Below are 17366 nucleotides of genomic sequence, written 5' to 3'. Positions count from 1 at the left end.
TACCGATTTTAAATTAACACTTCGGAGGGATCGAATTGAACAATAAATTTGAACCAACTGTTAATAATGTTCTTTCAAGAGAAACATTTAAAAATGCAGTAGTCCTAGCAGGGGCTGGAGGGTTAAATAAGAAAATAAAATGGACACATATATTGGAAACGAAAAAATTTGATACGCTAATAAATGGGAATGAATTAATTCTTAGTACTGGTTTGGATCTTCAACTTGATTCATCCACAGCAACCTATGAAAGATTAATTGAAAAAAAGACTGCAGGCATCTGTATCGAATTGGGACCTTATTTCTCTGGTCTTACATCTCAGATAAAACAATTAGCGGATGAAAACAATTTCCCCATCATCGTATTTAAAGAAATTGTAAAATTCGTTGATATTACGCAGGATCTACATACATTGATTATTAATCAGCATCACCAAATGCTAAACCAATTAAGTGAATTGACACAGAAATTCACCGAACTATCCCTTGCCCCAAATGGCATATTAAAAATCTTACAGCAGCTACATAACAGTTTTAATCAACATGTGTTTTTTTTAACCGATGAAGCAAAATCATATTATTATCCTCCAGAAGCCAGTCATTTAGAACTGTTGCTTCAAAAATATTTTAAAAAATCAAATCCAATAAATATACAACAAAAAATAATTACAATGGATAATTACTCATTTGCTTTAGCACCAGTCGTAGGACTAGGGCAAGTATGGGGATATCTGTGCTTGCATATAGATGACAAACAAACAGATGAGTTATTTTTCTCTGTATTAGACCGTGCTGCACTTTCGATAGCTCAGATCTTATTAAGAAATAGAACGATAGAAGAGAGAAAATTAAATATGGAAGACAAATTAGTGCAAAATTTACTTCAAGGGAGAGATTATGAATTAGAAGAACTTCAAGCCTTTCTCCCTTCCATAAGTGAAAATCTATATTATAGAATTTTTATCATTCAGACCAATGCCCCTCCGTTAAATATGGAAGAAGACTGGGAAGAAATAAAAGTGCAACGATCCATGCTGATTCGTACTCTATTTAAACAATCAGGCTGTTTTCCGGTCGTTTCAGTTAAAAAGAATGAAATTGCCATAATGTGTTCTTTTACTGCTGAAGACAAAAAAATAAAAGAAACAAAATGGCTATCAACTATAATTGATAAAATATTCAACGTAGATGAAGAAAACATTATAGATGGAAGATCCACTTCCATTGGCGTGAGTAAGGTTTACCAGAATATTTCTCGAGCACCAATCGGTTATATAGAAGCAAAAGAAGTTCTTCAGTTACAGAATGTGGGTCTCTCGCAATGCTTCTACTATGAAAATATAGGTATCTATCAACTCCTTTTTAAAATACAAGAAGAGGGACACCTGGAATCTTATATTAATGAACATATTGGTGATTTAATTTCTCATGACCATAAAACGGATGCTGAGTTTCTAAGGACACTTGAAGTTTATTTCGAATGTAATGGTTCAAAAAAGGAAGCCGCTGACCGTTTATTTATTGTTCGGCAAACACTATATCACCGACTAGATAAAATTGAACAGATTCTAGGCAAAGATTTTATGGAACCGATGAACCGAATATCTATAGAAACTGCTATAAAGGGTTACCATTTAATGAATAGCAGAATTGATAAAGAAAATAAAAGATTAAATGTAACGGGTTTGGTTAACTAAACTGATACCCTATTCATAAAAAAGTTTGCAGACAAAGGGCTAAGTCCCTTGTCTGCTCAGAAACGAATCCCATTTTTAATATGTAAAATTCGCTTTCCGATCTGTAAACCTAGCGTTCTCATCAACCTTATTTTACACCCTATAATTTTTTATAGAGGATGGTACTGACCTGTTACACCATCCACAATAAAATCCTGTCCATCCCTTTTTTTATTGTAAACCACCCAGAAAGGTCGATAGAATAATTGTTGTTTTTCTACCTGGACGTGTGAGAAAGAAATCATTCTCATTTTTAAAGATAATGATTGAAAGATAAAACTCTCGGATATGGGTAAACAGTCTTCAAGTGTCTGATATTGCTGCATTCGCTGTTCATCCAATATCTCAGTCTCTTCCAATTTCGGGTTGTAATCTACCAGTGAGCCATTCCCACTTATAGCATCCACCGCACAACCCACCTTTTCATCCATCGGCAGAAAAAGTCTCTTAGCTTTTACATTATAGATGAAAAAGTAATACGGATAATAGATAATTCTATCCGCTAAATACTCTGCATCAGGCTGTAATTTCATGAGACTTGTTTCTATTTGTTTCTTTTCAAATTTAATTGATTGTGTTAAGATTTTTTCTCCCATGTCATTATCCCTCTAAATTTAGTCTGACTTTTGGATCTCCAACTGTACGTCTGTGCACTTTGTCAAGCGACGATTCCTGTTGCATTTCGTTTGATTTCGGCTGGACTTCTTTTGTTTCAAGAAAGTAGGAAATATTTCGTGCTTCAGGTGCTAAATCTTCAAAAATTCCCTTTTCCAATTTCTTAGGGATTCTTTTATTTTGTTTGGCTAAGTCAAATGCACCCAAAATTGGATCTGAAGGAGGCGTCCCAAACTTATTTCCAATCAGAAATGCAATTAGGGAAATCAACAGCCCTGCCAGAAATGGGTGTATCCCAGTCGCATTTTGAAGCGTGAATAACTCCCACACAATATTGGTTACAGAGCCACCGACCATTGCACTCAGAATACCAATTTTATTGGCTTTTTTTGAATAAACGGAAGCAATATAAGGGATCATAAATGTATTGCCCAATACGCCAAAAGCAAATATTACAAGAGCAAAAACGGTTGGCGGCTCGTATATAGCCACAACAATACCGATAATGCCCCAATTAAAATACATAACCTGGACACTAGTAACTGTTGTTTGTGACTAGCCTTCTTATTTATAAATCGGCTGTAAACATCACGTGAAAGTGTAGTCCCAGCTTGCATTAGCAAAGCATCACATGTAGACATAATGGCAGCCATAATGGCTGAGAGCAAAATCGCCGCTGCTATTCCCGGAAATAACATATAAACCATCTCCGGAATAACCATCTCAGGATCTGAAATGCTGGGCATAAGTATAATGGCTGAAAGTCCTAATATATAAGGGGTGAAAGTAAATAGTTGATTAAATCCTGCTGACCATAGAATTGCATTTTTGGTGGTATCGGCGCCTTCCATGGACATATGTTTAACAGAAACGTGTGGCAGTCCCATATAGCCGATAGCATAAATAAGTACTGCCCCCAGAATAACTCCCCATTGTCCGTAATAGATCAAATCCCTACCCCAAATGCTAAGATAGGTGGGGTCAATTGCTGCAAGTTGTCCATTTAACCCTGATAGCCCCCCCACTTGTGGCAATACCATGATACCAATTATGCTCACGCCTATCAGCATAATAACCCCTTGCACAAATCCACTGAAAGCAACAGCCAGATATCCTCCTGCAACAGTATAAATAACTATAACGCCTATACCTATAACAAGAGCCAATTGATAGGAAAACCCTGACATGGCTTCCAATGCCTTTCCCGCAGCAATAAACTGTGCAAATGCATATGCAAACAGGAATATGATTGCTACAGCTGCTCCATACACACGGATTGCTGTACTTTCAAACCTTTTTTCTAGATATTCTATTGGTGAAAGAGCACCTAATAACTGCGACATCCTTCTCATTCTTTTTCCCAGTACTGATAAATTAACAATGGAACCACCAGCATCACCTATAGCATACCACAGCGCATGCCAGCCCTCTTGGAATGCTTGCGCAGGCCCACCCATGAACATAAACCCGCTCATAGATGAACTTTGCATGCTTATAGCTGTAACTGGTGCACCGATTTTTCGATTCCCTAATAAATAATGATCTGTCGATACTGATGCTTTCCTGGTAAAATATAATCCTATCCCCAGCATAGCTAGTAAATAAATGAAAAAAACGATAATGTCTAAGTTCATTAATGATTACTTCCCTTCTAGTAAGTTTTTATGTTATTCTTCTGTATCTCCAATTTTTTCATCCCGACGCATTTTGAAATACATGACTAAAGCTGAAGTGACCCAGATCACTGGCCAAGGCAACATTAACAGTACAGTTTCCCAAGGTAAATTAAACATGGATTCGCCCCCTTTAATAGTAATTACAACTTTGTTAGGCGTTTTCACACAATCTAAATCTAAATTAGATATATTTTTACAAATATTTTGTTACAAGTTATTGTATTTTCTTCAGTTAACAAATATACTAGACAAAGTGTCAAGTTCTTATAGGTTTATGAAGACATTTTGTGACAGATGAATAAAATAGAAAAGTCCTCTGCCTTTTAACTTCAGAGTTTACCCATGCTAGGTGTGGAAAAACAGGGATAAGAAGTCTCGGTATGCATTATAAAAAAGACCTTTTTTAAAATAATGACAATGGTTTCGCGATCCTAGTCAAACTAGAGGACGGAACTACAATGGAATTGTTACTGAACTTGAAACCTTCCTTCAGCCAATCTACGGGAAACAATTTCTATTTTAGAAGAGTTTTAACGAAACAAATTTCCTTGAACTAAAAGTAAGAGGAGAAATTCTAAAAGAAAAAAAGAAAACCAACAAATTCATCATTTTGTGTTGTGAATTTGTTGGTTTTCCTTTTTTATTTATACTTAATCGTCACACTCTTTAACTGCTTATAATTATACAAGTGGATACCGGAAATGCTCCTTAAGTCAGTCTGTGCCCTAATGGTTTGAATATCAATCGTCTTCTCCGTATTCGGTTGTAGTAAGTGTTCATCTTGAGACAGCACCTTTTTTATTTCCTACAAAGCGTCTTTCCTATAACGAAGCTTGATCTCTCTGTTGAAACAAATAATCCCATTCATGAGCTTCAATACCATTAAAGTGAATTTTCTGAATAAAAATTTCCAATATCTTTTAAAAAATTATTTTTTAACCAGCGTTCATCCATACCTTTTAATCATGGAATAGCTGACTTTTCGTCATTCAGACTGTCCCACAGCGCGCTATACGCAATATATTACTCACCTCTTAAAACTTCAAGCACCATATGTGCTACAAAAGCACCTCTAACAGCAATATCATCTGTATTAATATATTCCTTACCTGGCTGATGCGCGAAATCTCCACTCATTCCCATACCATCAAGAGTTGGACAACCAACAGATGCAGTGAAATTACCATCAGTTCCAGCCCTCCCAATATCTCCTGTCATATCCATATTAAACCTTTTTCCAACCTCTTTGGCATTTTCATAAAGAGCCCTGTGTGCAGCATGATTTTCATCAAAAGGCGGTTTTTCTATACCACCCTTTGTCGTAATTTTAACCTCAGAGTTAAATGGCTTTAGATTTTGAAACAATGAATCGTATTTTTCCGCGATATCGGCAGAAGAAAATCTGGCATCTATGGTAAGCTCTCCAAAACCTGGTACGGTGGGCCAGCCAGCATTGCCGCTATTTAAGCAAGTACAGGCGATTGCCACACCATTTTCCAGATCCGTAAGGCTTTCTAGGTAAACAGCCTGCTGCGCCAGTTCTTTCAAGCTGCTTTCTGCATTTTCAGGCTCTTGACCAGAGTGCGCTGGCTTCCCTTCTGCAACAAATGTATAGTTCCCTCGGGCATAGCGTCCGATTGTCAAGCCACCAGAATAGTCCCCAAAAGTTGGTTCCACAACAAAGGAAGCTTTGCTCTTTTTGGCTAACTCTTTATAATGCATATGTGATGTAGGGCTGCCCGCTTCTTCATCAGAACTTAAAAAAAACACAATCTTTTTGTTTTTAGGAAACAAACTAAGCTCCTTTAGTGCTTTTCCAACCATATAAACTTGCAGGTCTCCACCTTTCATGTCAAATACACCTGGCCCCCATACTTTAGTACCTTCTTGTTTCCACACGTCACCAAATGCGCCTTTTTCATACACAGTGTCATAGTGACCCACAAAAAGTACCTGTTCATCACCCTCTCCTAATTCCATTAGAAGATGGTCCCCATAACGACTGTCGTTACTTGGCACAACATTGCACTTAAAGCCTATTTCTGAAAAGGTTCTTTCGAAATAATCCCTGCATTTTTTTAAATCTTCCTTGTCACCCTCAGTTGGTGATTCTAAATTCACGGCTTCTTTTAACATATCTAAAAACTCTTCATTATGTTTTTCCATATATTCTAAAAGCATTTTTTCTTCCGACATTAAATTCTCTCCCTTTTGTAATTTAGGTTCTCGCCATTCACCGAGGACAATGGAACAAGTTTCTCCTTGCCTCATCTGCTTGGTTTTCCTCCTTTTTTCGGAAGAATTTTTTCAGTTTCGCTCGGCCTTGAACTAGGAATTTAGCATTCCCCTTTTTTTATCCTCGAATTTTGTGAGACTATTAATTAAACATTTTTCCATATGCCCTTAATTTTTTGCTTTTTATGCTTTAGAATTTAATACTCAAGTGCGTACACTATACTCAATTCTTAGAAGTAGGTTAAGATTATTAAATTATAAATTCACAGGGCTTTCCTTTAATCCAAGTCAATTTGTTATCAGTCAAATCCATAACAATGCTGAAGACAGTTTCCATTCCTGAGAATTTTGAAGTATTCTTCTCAAAAGAATGGCGGCATATAGAATCTGGGTAGTTCTCATGATTTGAAAGTAAATAAAATAAATCTTTTGCATTTACGTCTTCTTTTGTTAAATTTCTTGTTAGTTCACCGATTTTAGTAAGGCGATTATAGGAATCTGAAGCAACATCTTCTCTTACTTTTCGCTTCATTTCTTCTGCACAAATATGATTTGTATGAATTAACACTCCATTTTTTGGTTGTAATTGTTCAGTATGTATAGGAGATACCTCCATACTTACTGATTGCCCCGTTCGTGAAGCTATTAAAAAATTAGCAGGAGATGCCATTTGGTTATTATCCACCCTAGAAATAGCCTTTTCAATTGAATCAGATTCAAGTACGGATCTTAATCCTAAATGAATAGGAACTTTGGCTTGCCAAGTATTTGTTACTAACGCATTAAGACATACACCGATGCCCTCACTATTACAACCTATTTTTCCGATAATTCCCGCTTCAGTTATAATTTGTATTGTTGGAAGATTTGTTTGCTGAATTTCTAAGTGTATTAATGAATCAGTTTGCTCTCCTTTCCAATCCCAATTTTGAGCTAACCAGGATTTAAGAGTTTTGGGTCTTGTTAAAGCAAATGAAGTGCACCCATCCGGTGAGTCTACCAAAGCAATTTCACTTCTAGTATTAAGGATGAGAATATCTTCAAACTTAACATTGGCACCATCAGCAATGCCTTCCATTTCTTTAATATAATTTAAATTATATTCTTCAATAGCTGTTAAATGTAATAAAGATTTTTCACATGCCTCTTTCCATGAATATCCTGATGTCTCTCTAAACATTTTTTCATATGTTTCTAGGCTATTATGAACTTTATCTTTCAAAGTATTACCATGCTTATATCCAATTTGGTAAGGTGTACCTGATAATCTTAGTATCGTATTTTCTTCTGGTGAAAATTCTGTCATTTAGTAAACCATCCTCCCCTATCATTAACAAAACATTTTAAAACAGTAATACTTAGCCATTTCTTGAGCATGTTAGCAATCTACAGGTTTACCTATTCACGAAATATAGGGTTTCGGTAGCCTTTGTTTTTATATCAAGCTTTATTACTCTTTATACTTTGTAATTAACAATTCAAACCTATAAACCCTATAATCTTCATTTCTATAAGAAATAATATTATCCAACTAAAATTTTTATTCCCCATAAATTCGAGCTTTCACCTTTGATTTGGTGTAAATCAAAATCGTTTCTCCATCTACAATAGTCCACTCCACTTGTGCCTTAGGTAACTCATCAAACAAGAAGTCAGCTAGTTTACTAGGCTCCAATATCCCCTTAATAAAATCTTCAAAGGAAGCAAGTATCATTAAAAGTATAAATCCGTATTGCCTGAAGAACTGACACTCTTTTATCATAGCCTGGCCCAAGGTAGACTGGTAACTGATGCATGAATTCCACGCATTGAATTAAATGGATTTGAAGTATTCTTGTCAGTAATAATTTCTCCATCAATATAAAGGTATAGTTTCCCCATATATATTCCACGTAAATTTATTTAACATGGACTGTGGATTCATTTTCATCTTCATAAAGCTCATCAATCATATCAGGGAAGAACCGTTCGACAGTCTCTTTAGATACCGGCTGAGTCATTAATGAAACAGCAAAAAACACTACAGCGTTAGCTATTAAACCCCAGATTCCAGCATGTATATCAAGCGGATGTACGACGACGAAAGAAAAAATTAACGTGATAATAAAACCGGCAATTATTCCCCATAAAGCTCCGTGTTTAGTTCCTCTGGGCCACATGAACATACCTACTATAGCTGGAAACGATTGTGCAATAAATCCATATCCAATTAATAACATATACACTAGACTTGCAGGTTGTATGATAGCAATTGGTGCTACAATAAATAACATGATCGGAAATATTAATCGTCTCGTCCACTTACCTGCAGTTTCATCGCTCCAGTTAAGCATTGGTTGTAATACATCTTTACTGTAACTTAAAGCGGTTGCATGAAAACATGGTTCACTAGATGACATTGATGCTGCAAGAGTTCCAGCACCCAATAAACCAGCTACAATGACTGGCATAGTGTCAACAGCTAATTGAATAGCAACATGGTCTGGATTACCTATTTCTGGATACATAAATATTCCAATAAAACCTACAATTATCATCGGTATGAGAACAATATAGAATGTTGGTAGTAATCTTGCAGACCTTCTAAGAGACTGCTCGGATTTTGCTCCCATCCACTGAATCCAGTGATTTTGCCATATTGAGAAAAATGATATTAATATTGAAGTTGTCCAGAAAGTAACATTCATATCCCCTAAAGCGCCAGGAAGTGTAAAGAACTCGGGAACGTCTTGTGCTACTCTTTCAAAAATAGGGGTTATGGAAAATCCACCAGTGAATTGATTAGTGGCCCATAAACCTACGAAAAAAGATACAAACAACATTAAAGCTCCCTGAAAAGCATTCGTTAATCCAATAGCTTTCAGGCCACTTCTATAAAGATAAATTGAAACTGCGCCCAATGATAAAAAAACACCGATCCAAATTGGAATTAGCCCATAACTCATTACATTTAAAATATAAGCTGCACCAGTAGTCTGAATTACTGCGTAAGCTAAAAGTCCAATTGAGGTAACAATAGATGTTATACCTCCTAGAGCTTTGCTTTCATAACGATCAGCAATAGCCCCTGGCTGAGTTACGTGATTATATTTTTTCCCAAGCCTCCAAACTTTAGGCCCAAAATACCACGCTAAAAATGCCATATATGTTAAATAAACAACAACATATAAAGCAGGAGCACCTTTAGAATACGCCCATCCTGGAGATCCCATGAAAGTATAAGCGCTTACACCGCCAGCACCAATTAAAAGGTAGACCATAATAGGCCCCATGCTTCTACTACCAACCCCCCAATTTTCTGCGCTATCCATATTCATTCCCTTTCCTGCGAAGGAGCCCATTACTACGGCAATAACCATATATGATAGGGTTATAATTAGAGGAATATACTCATACATCAATCGGCACCCCCAATTTTATCGATTAGTATCATAGAAAAAGTTGTTAAAAAAATAAGCACAATAGACCACAGCATCATTAATGGCATTCCTAATACAATGATTTCTTTATTAAATAGATGAATGATTGGCCAGGAACCTAAAGCAATTACAAACGCAACTAAACAAACACTAAACCAACCTTTTTTAGTTTTTGGTAGTTTAAATGTAGCTTTCATCTGAATTTCCCCTTTTCCTTTTTATTTCTAATTTATACTCTCAAAATTCACCACCCATTTTTTAAGATTTTAATTATATTCTTATAAATCTCAGGTCGCTCACCATAATCCGAATAAACCTTAATTATGTAATCGCTAATAAAAATACTCTAAAATTAATTTAAAAATATCACGAGATAGAATATATCTTGAATTTTTGATATAATTGAATTATATCATCTATAAGATGATAATCCACTAGACATATTGTTAATTTTCTATTGGCTTAAGAATACTTTGTGTTAAAAAGTATAGACACATTACCTAAATCGTCTATACTTGAAAACCCTCCTAGTACTTCGTAAATCATCGGAATCGTCCCCTACTTGACGTTTCTCTTCTGTTAATACTATCACTTCACATGTTATTATACTTTCTGTTAAATCATCCAATTTTATTTAGTTTATCTTTATTCATTCTACGACCATCAATATCTTCTCCCTTCATCTCATTGAAGACGTTTTATAAATATCTTTTACGCTCCACTTTTGGACTATGCGTGGTAGAGATCGAAACCGGACGTGAATTTAGCTTCAACAAAATAACATAAAAATCCACACAAGCGCTTTACTTTTTTAATTATTAATGATTAGACACTTCATAAAGTGAAATTGTTACCGTGTTTTCACTTTATGACAAGTGCGCTTCATCTTCAATTCCTTTATAGAGTAGTTAAGTTGTATTCTGTTAATTTAAGATGATAAAAAAAGGGGAAGTTCATTCATGAACGAGAATACTTCTATAGAGAATACAATAATCAAATTAACTGTTCGTCCTATGAAATTGGATTTAAGCACGGGGAGAAAGCTAATGGAACGGATCCAGGGAAGAGGCCAAAACCTTCTCTTCCCAATCGACCAAGAGTTCCTAAGCTTCTTCCAAATTGTCACAACGATCCAGGCACGAAGTTTTTGATGAAGGTGCATGGTCCGTGCCAATTTCGGGGGTGTCTTTTTCCATTGCTTTAGCTGTTCCGGTTGTTCTTGAGTCAAATCTTCTAACACTTCGGCGATCCATTACTATGTTTTTTTCTCCCTAATCATAATTGTTTCTTAATTTTATCCATAACTAGAGCACTGAAAAGAAAAAGTGAGCAACACTTGTAATAAAGAGTCGTATTAAAGAAATCGGAGAACTAAACGATTTTCATTCTAACACGCTAAGAGTTTTAAACATCTTTTTAAAAACTAAGTAAGCACAATGCCACTGAGAATCTTTCTATTTTCAGTTAAACTACAGAAGGATATAAAAAAGATGACTCAAATTCACTTTTGAAATTAAGAGTCATCTTTTATTGAAAAAGCTTGAGAGAAATCTATCAGAATAGATTTCTCTCAAGCCTTTGCCACTAATCCAGTTAATTTACTCCACTGCCAAACCTAAAACCGTCTGCAAAATAACATTCACGCCGTTTTCACAATCCTCCCAAGGTGTTAGCTCATCTTCCGCATGGCTCTTCCCGTTTATACTCGGTATAAAGAGCATGGCGGTTGGAATATAAGTTGAAATAAACTGCGCGTCATGGCCTGCGCCGCTTACCATGCGTTTATAGGAATATCCCATACTTTTCGCCGATTGTTCCACTGTATTTACGAGTTGTTCATCAAACCATACCGTAATCCGGTCCCATTGCTTAATTGTTTTCACTTCACACGCTTCTTTGCCTGCAGAATCCGTCAGGCCTTCAACGATTTCTTCTACCTGGCGAAGTGTTTCGGCTTCCTGATGACGTGCCTCCAGGGTGAACACTACCTTATTGGGGATGACGGTATGGATATTTGGGCTTACATTTATCCTACCCATCGTATAGACCAAACGATCATCCAATTTATTCATTTTCTCACGTATTTCGGTAATTAAATTGTTAGCGGCAAACAAGGCATCTTTACGCATTGGCATTGGTGTTGTACCCGCATGGTCGGAGTCACCCGTTACTTCGATTTCATAATTGACCATGCCAACTACACCTTCAACGACACCAATCTGCAGTGATTCGCTTTCTAAAACAGGTCCTTGTTCAATGTGCAGTTCTAAAAAAGCTTGAGCGTTTGTTAAACGATTTTCTTCCTTTCCTTCAAATCCGCTGTTTTTAAGTGCTTCCCCAAACGTCATCCCATTCGGGTCTGCAACCTGCAACATGGTCGATTTATCAAACCAGCCGGAAAGCACACCGGAACACATCATCGCGGGTTCAAATCGTGCTCCCTCTTCATTGGTAATATTGGCGACTACAATAGGGACTTGGGGTTTGATGTCATGTTCCACGAGCGTTCGAACTACTTCTAGTCCTGTCAATACACCAAGCACCCCGTCAAACCTTCCACCCCTTTCGACCGAATCCAAATGGGACCCCATAACCACCGGTAACGCATCTTCATCTATTCCCTGCAATGTAGCATACATATTAGCCATATCATCCCACACGACTGTCATTCCAAGCTTTTCACACTCGGACTTGAAATGCTTCCTGACTTTAAGGTCTATTTCGGATAATGCTAAACGTGTAACGCCATTGTTTTCAGTCCTCCCGAAATCAGCGAACTCTTCTACGGTATTTTTTAGCCGTTCTCCATTAATAAGTACTTTTTGCTTTTCCACCACTTATTTCCTCCCATTCATTCTCTCTAATCCTTTTTTTGCGCTTATTTTGCTGTTCGATAGTTGCTTGATATACAGCGTCGTATAATACTTTCGGCTATCTGGGTTAGTTAAAAGCATTGTTTTTTTATCAAACGTCGTTTTATTCTCAAATTCAACCACATCTCCATCAAGCGTGCCTTTTGAACCGGTCATAATGTATCCTTTTTTGACCAGATCATCAACTTGGAGTTTTTCTGTTAGAAAATCAACATGGCTTGACAATGATATCCCCCTCCTTATCCATTATCCTATCACTTCTTCCTGATCATTTTCACTATCTTCATTAATCACCCAATCACGTCCAACAGTGATTCCCAGATATTTCTCATCACTCGGATCTTCTATTTCCGCTTGCGGAAACTTTTTGAAGTACCAATATTTAGACAACAAATAGTAGATTGCTCCTGCTATGACAAAGCCGACGATAAATGAATAATCCAAGAACAAAATAGCAACAGCACCGCCAATCACCCAGGCAATAAACCCCACTATGTTAACACCACCGTGAAATTTGAATTGACCCTCATGCCGATAAAGTTCCTGCACATTAACCCTTCTTTTTCGTAACAGATAATAATCAACAACGAGAATCCCGCTGATCGCTGATAAAACAGCCCCAAAGAATAACAAAGCCTGTGTTAATATTTCATAGACACTCCATGGCTGAATAATCGTCCCTACTATTCCTACAATAAATACCGCCACCATATTTGATACTTTTGGCCCTAGCACATTTGAAAAAATAGCTGCTGCAGGTACAATATTCGCAGCCGTGTTTGTTGACCACTGCGTCAGTACAATCATTAGAAGCAATATAGCAAGCATCCAACCTGAAGCCGTCTCCTGCAGTGCAATAACCGGATTGGAGATACCTGCAACCATAAAGGCTGCCGCACCAATCATTATCATAAATGTCTCCGTCAATGGCATCGCGATCAGACTGCCGATTAAATTCGTTCGGTTCCGTTTAAACCAATTTCTTTCATGTTTAGGTGCTTTAAAAAACCGTGATATGGTCGGTATATCACATCCTAACGTCGCCCAGAAACCCATATTGGCAAAAATAACAACCATAAACGCAGTAACCGCTGCTCCACCCGTAACCGGACTCGCTGCCCATGCCCAGACATCGCCTCCCTGCGCTGCGATATCTGTTGTCAGGGTATGATAGATAACTAAAGACAGAATAATAATGATTGGAGCAGCAAAATCAGCAAATCTTTCTACCCATTTAATACCAGAGGCGGTATTGATCAACTGAACAAGGGCAAATATGATATAACATAACAACCAGTTATCAAATCCTGAATTAAAGGTATTGATAATCGAGTTGATTGCGGTTGAACCGAAATACGTATTTAATCCAAACCAAAATGATGCAGTAATTGCTCTTGCCAGGGAAGGGATGTGTGTACCTACTATGCCAAATGGTGCCCGCATATAAACTGGAAAAGACAAGCCATGTTCAACCCCTATATCCCCGACAAGTGAAATAAAACCGCCAACTGCAACACAACCTATCAATGTTGCTAGTACTACCCAGGGCAAGGAAATACTTTGAACTCCGGAAGCGCCAATATCAAAGGTTGCCAAAAGTATGGCCATCCCAACCCACATTGCAAAAAATCCCATTACTCCTATCTTCCTATGGTTGTAACTAATTGGAAGCAAGTCCGGTGACTTTAGGTACGAGTTTCCTTTATTGGTCTTTCCCATTTTTCGTCCCCTTTTGGTTTATTGAGGATGGTGAAGCTGTTTGATTTTCCAAACCATCAAAACAGCTTACTCCTCGATTAATAACTTTAACTCAACGAATCCCTCCACCTTTTCTTTTTTTAGTTATATACTTATATACGTAACTAGTAAATTCATAACAGTTATTTACTATTCATCACTTGCAAAGCCGCCTGTCGATTATTCCAGGACATTGGCGGTTCGGTTGGCTTAAGATCTATCATATCGATTGCCCCTTCAACCGGACAAACGATTGAACAAAGGTTACATCCGACACATTCATCCTCCCTAACTTGCAAATAATCATTACCATTTTCATCAACGAGCATATCAATACACTGGTGGGCAGTGTCCTCACAAGCAATATGACACTTATTACAATTAATACAAATATCATTATTGATACGAGCAACCGTCTGATGATTTAAATCCAAGTCGCTCCAATCTGAATATTTTTCAACTGATTTTCCAACCAGTTCCTCTACAGAATCAATTCCCTTATCATCCAAGTAATTACTTAATCCCTCGGTCAAATCATCGATAATACTGAACCCATGATGCATGGCAGCTGTACATACCTGTACACCCCCGGACCCCATCAACATAAACTCAATAGTGTCCTGCCATGTTGAAATACCACCTATTCCCGAAATTGGGATATTAATATCCGGCTGACGTGCACATTCTCCAACCATATTAAGAGCAATTGGTTTAACCGCCGGGCCACAGTAGCCACCATGGGCAGCCTTTCCATTCACATTAGGTGTTGGATTCCATGTATCAATATCTACACCTATTAAACTATTGATCGTGTTGATCATACTTATGGCATCGGCTCCACCACGTTCTGCAGCTCTTGCAGTCGCCGTTATGTCTGTAATATTCGGTGTTAGTTTAGTGATGACTGGTACTTCAGCGACTTCCTTCGCATACAGGGTTGATTTTTCAACTAAATCTGGATGCTGGCCCACCGCTGCTCCCATTCCCCGTTCAGACATACCATGTGGGCAGCCAAGATTTAACTCAAACCCATCTACCCCTACGTCTTGAACTCGTTTTATAATTTCATGCCACTTATCCCGCTCTGGTTCTACCATTACCGAAGCAATTATGGGATGATCCGGAAAAAGTTTCTTCGTTTCATATATTTCTTTTAAATTCTCCTCAATAGGCCGATCGGATACTAATTCAATGTTGTTAAAACCAGCAACCCGCTGACCATTAAAGTGATGTGCTCCAAAACGTGAGGTAACGTTCAACACTGGCTCACAAAGCGTCTTCCATACAGCCCCGCCCCATCCAGCTTCAAACGCACGTTGCACTTGATAACCAGTATTCGTTGGCGGTGCAGATGCGAGCCAATACGGGTTGGGAGATTTAATCCCTGCAAAATTGATACTAATCTCAGCCATATTCATCCTCCAATCATTCGAAATCTTTTTTATACGTTCTCCATTTCCGTATCTTTTAATTGTTGATGTATGGAATATGCCGCTTCTTTCCCCTGCTGTGCAGCAGATACTGCCATTGCTTCACCAACGCCTTTTTCAAAAACCACATCTCCTGCAGCATAAACTTTTGGGTTCGAAGTAAGATATGTCTCATTATCCACCTTCACAACACCATCAGAATGTTCCAGCTCAAATTCATCGATTAACTGGTGATGCCGCGTCTGACCGATTGCTTTAACCACAATATCAATATCCATTAAAAATTCAGATCCTTCGATTTCTACTGGTCGCATACGGCCATCAGATTCTGCCTCTTTTAATTCCATGTGAACACATTCCATCTGCTTTACATTTCCACTACCGTCACCGATCAAGCGCTTAGGTGTAACTAACCATCTGAATTCAACGCCATCCTGTTTGGCAAATTCGTATTCAAAGTCATATGCTGACATTTCCGCTTCTGTCCGCCGGTAGAGTATTTTAACATTATCAGCACCAAGTCTTACCGAAGTTGTCGCACCATCGACCGCTGTATTTCCTGCCCCAATGACTGCTACACGCTTTCCAATAAATTCGGTCGAATAATTTTCATTCTTCGTTTCCTCAACTAAATCAATCGCATCATAAATGCCTTCTAAATCTTCGCCATCAATGCCTAACATCGGCACCTTTGACATTCCTGCAGTAAGTATGACGGAATCATAAGCACTAACAAGGTCTGCTGCGAAAACATCTTTACCAACTTCGGTATTTGTACGAATTTCAACACCTAAACTTTCAACCTGTTCCACCTCCCATAATGAAATATCCTTTGGAAGACGGAATGGCACAATACCATGGGTGTCTAACCCCCCAGCTTCATCTTTAGCTTCAAAAACTGTCACCTCATATCCTAGTCGCCCTAGCTCTCGGGCTGCTGATAAACCTGCTGGACCACTGCCAACAATCGCAATTCGTTTCCCGTTCTTCCTTCCAGCTTTAAACAATACTTGTTCATTTTTGATCGCCCAATCTGTTGCAAAGCGCTGCAGGTCACCAATCATAATCGGTTTTGTAGAATCATTAAGTACACAAGCGCCCTCACATAATTCCTCCGTTGGACATACACGTGCACAGCTTGCACCGATGGGATTTTCCTCCATAATGGTTGTTGCCGAACCTTTTAAATTTCCGGACGCAATTTTTTTAATAAAAGTGGGGATATCAATTCCAGTTGGACAAGCTGTTATACAAGGTGCATCGTAACAATATAAACAGCGATTTGCTTCATCAAGCGCCTCTTGTGCATTATAACTTGGTTTAGACTCCGCAAAGTTTTTTTCTAAGGCCTCATTCGGCACTAAATTTTGAAATAAATTTCCCATGATTATCCTCCTTTCATGGTTCATCAGTTAAAAAACAATCACCACACCAAATCCTTTTCAGCTCTCATCCCGCTATAAAAACATATTATTGATCCAGAAATCACCTCCTAAAATATGAAGCACAAAGTTTTCGACAAATTATAGAAAGCGCTATCATTTAATGTTATTATTACATAGATTAATAATCTAATACTCACGTTTTTTTACCCGTTTACTATATATTCAGTCATATATGATTACATTTGAAAACGTAATTATAT

General features: G+C 37.7%; 16 protein-coding genes. 1 reads left to right on the top strand and 15 read right to left on the bottom strand.

Features of this window, described 5'->3' with window-relative positions:
* Window positions 1-35: 35 nt before the first annotated feature.
* Window positions 36-1697: a PucR family transcriptional regulator ligand-binding domain-containing protein gene (locus KFZ58_RS06125; RefSeq protein WP_235793917.1), complete on the top strand. Its 1662-nt coding sequence runs from the start codon at window positions 36-38 to the stop codon at window positions 1695-1697.
* Window positions 1698-1846: 149 nt separating this feature from the next.
* On the opposite strand, the gene KFZ58_RS06120 is transcribed toward KFZ58_RS06125, so the two are convergent.
* The 15 genes from KFZ58_RS06120 to KFZ58_RS06055 form a co-directional block, all read right to left on the bottom strand.
* Entirely contained in the window at window positions 1847-2332 is a 486-nt protein-coding gene (locus tag KFZ58_RS06120) for a hypothetical protein (protein WP_235793916.1), read from the bottom strand.
* Between the two features lie 4 nt (window positions 2333-2336).
* Entirely contained in the window at window positions 2337-2843 is a 507-nt protein-coding gene (locus KFZ58_RS06115; protein ID WP_235793915.1) for a hypothetical protein, read from the bottom strand.
* On the bottom strand, window positions 2804-3985 hold the full coding sequence (locus KFZ58_RS06110; RefSeq protein WP_235793914.1) for a sodium/proline symporter: 1182 nt from the start codon (window positions 3983-3985) through the stop codon (window positions 2804-2806). The genes KFZ58_RS06115 and KFZ58_RS06110 overlap by 40 nt, the downstream gene beginning before the upstream one ends.
* Before the next feature lie 33 nt (window positions 3986-4018).
* Entirely contained in the window at window positions 4019-4144 is a 126-nt protein-coding gene (locus KFZ58_RS19155; RefSeq protein WP_255695074.1) for a hypothetical protein, read from the bottom strand.
* Window positions 4145-5050: 906 nt separating this feature from the next.
* Complete coding sequence (locus KFZ58_RS06105; protein ID WP_235793913.1) at window positions 5051-6298, bottom strand: M20/M25/M40 family metallo-hydrolase; 1248 nt, start codon at window positions 6296-6298, stop codon at window positions 5051-5053.
* A gap of 214 nt (window positions 6299-6512) precedes the next feature.
* Window positions 6513-7568, bottom strand: a complete 1056-nt coding sequence (locus KFZ58_RS06100; RefSeq protein ID WP_235793912.1) for a C45 family autoproteolytic acyltransferase/hydrolase — start codon at window positions 7566-7568, stop codon at window positions 6513-6515.
* Between the two features lie 234 nt (window positions 7569-7802).
* Entirely contained in the window at window positions 7803-8036 is a 234-nt protein-coding gene (locus KFZ58_RS06095) for a hypothetical protein (RefSeq protein WP_235793911.1), read from the bottom strand.
* 124 nt (window positions 8037-8160) lie between these two features.
* Window positions 8161-9660, bottom strand: coding sequence for a sodium:solute symporter family protein (locus KFZ58_RS06090; protein ID WP_235793910.1), 1500 nt, complete (start codon window positions 9658-9660; stop codon window positions 8161-8163).
* The gene (locus KFZ58_RS06085; RefSeq protein ID WP_235793909.1) at window positions 9660-9878 is read right to left on the bottom strand and encodes a hypothetical protein; all 219 of its coding nucleotides are present in this window, start codon (window positions 9876-9878) and stop codon (window positions 9660-9662) included. The genes KFZ58_RS06090 and KFZ58_RS06085 overlap by 1 nt, the downstream gene beginning before the upstream one ends.
* A gap of 906 nt (window positions 9879-10784) precedes the next feature.
* On the bottom strand, window positions 10785-10934 hold the full coding sequence (locus tag KFZ58_RS06080) for a hypothetical protein (RefSeq protein WP_235793908.1): 150 nt from the start codon (window positions 10932-10934) through the stop codon (window positions 10785-10787).
* A 345-nt stretch (window positions 10935-11279) separates the two neighbouring features.
* Window positions 11280-12515, bottom strand: coding sequence for a Zn-dependent hydrolase (locus tag KFZ58_RS06075; RefSeq protein ID WP_235793907.1), 1236 nt, complete (start codon window positions 12513-12515; stop codon window positions 11280-11282).
* Between the two features lie 3 nt (window positions 12516-12518).
* Window positions 12519-12779: a hypothetical protein gene (locus tag KFZ58_RS06070; RefSeq protein ID WP_235793906.1), complete on the bottom strand. Its 261-nt coding sequence runs from the start codon at window positions 12777-12779 to the stop codon at window positions 12519-12521.
* Between the two features lie 21 nt (window positions 12780-12800).
* Window positions 12801-14273, bottom strand: coding sequence for an NCS1 family transporter (locus KFZ58_RS06065; RefSeq protein WP_235793905.1), 1473 nt, complete (start codon window positions 14271-14273; stop codon window positions 12801-12803).
* A gap of 161 nt (window positions 14274-14434) precedes the next feature.
* A complete protein-coding gene (gene preA / locus KFZ58_RS06060) occupies window positions 14435-15703 on the bottom strand; it encodes an NAD-dependent dihydropyrimidine dehydrogenase subunit PreA (RefSeq protein ID WP_235793904.1) in 1269 nt (422 codons plus the stop codon).
* Between the two features lie 29 nt (window positions 15704-15732).
* The gene (locus KFZ58_RS06055) at window positions 15733-17106 is read right to left on the bottom strand and encodes an NAD(P)-dependent oxidoreductase (protein WP_235793903.1); all 1374 of its coding nucleotides are present in this window, start codon (window positions 17104-17106) and stop codon (window positions 15733-15735) included.
* Window positions 17107-17366: the final 260 nt, after the last annotated feature.

This window comes from Virgibacillus sp. NKC19-16 (assembly GCF_021560035.1).
GTDB lineage: Bacteria > Bacillota > Bacilli > Bacillales > Amphibacillaceae > Virgibacillus_L > Virgibacillus_L salidurans.
The sequence above is the reverse complement of the archived record's forward strand: the minus strand, read 5'-3'. Positions and strand labels throughout refer to the sequence as shown.

Coding starts and splice junctions, on each gene's coding strand:
- KFZ58_RS06120 (WP_235793916.1), bottom strand. CDS start 2,332: ATGGGAGAAAAAATCTTAACACAATCAATTAAATTTGAAAAGAAACAA.
- KFZ58_RS06110 (WP_235793914.1), bottom strand. CDS start 3,985: ATGAACTTAGACATTATCGTTTTTTTCATTTATTTACTAGCTATGCTG.
- KFZ58_RS19155 (WP_255695074.1), bottom strand. CDS start 4,144: ATGTTTAATTTACCTTGGGAAACTGTACTGTTAATGTTGCCTTGGCCA.
- KFZ58_RS06105 (WP_235793913.1), bottom strand. CDS start 6,298: ATGAGGCAAGGAGAAACTTGTTCCATTGTCCTCGGTGAATGGCGAGAA.
- KFZ58_RS06100 (WP_235793912.1), bottom strand. CDS start 7,568: ATGACAGAATTTTCACCAGAAGAAAATACGATACTAAGATTATCAGGT.
- KFZ58_RS06090 (WP_235793910.1), bottom strand. CDS start 9,660: ATGTATGAGTATATTCCTCTAATTATAACCCTATCATATATGGTTATT.
- KFZ58_RS06085 (WP_235793909.1), bottom strand. CDS start 9,878: ATGAAAGCTACATTTAAACTACCAAAAACTAAAAAAGGTTGGTTTAGT.
- KFZ58_RS06080 (WP_235793908.1), bottom strand. CDS start 10,934: ATGGATCGCCGAAGTGTTAGAAGATTTGACTCAAGAACAACCGGAACA.
- KFZ58_RS06065 (WP_235793905.1), bottom strand. CDS start 14,273: ATGGGAAAGACCAATAAAGGAAACTCGTACCTAAAGTCACCGGACTTG.
- preA (WP_235793904.1), bottom strand. CDS start 15,703: ATGGCTGAGATTAGTATCAATTTTGCAGGGATTAAATCTCCCAACCCG.
- KFZ58_RS06055 (WP_235793903.1), bottom strand. CDS start 17,106: ATGGGAAATTTATTTCAAAATTTAGTGCCGAATGAGGCCTTAGAAAAA.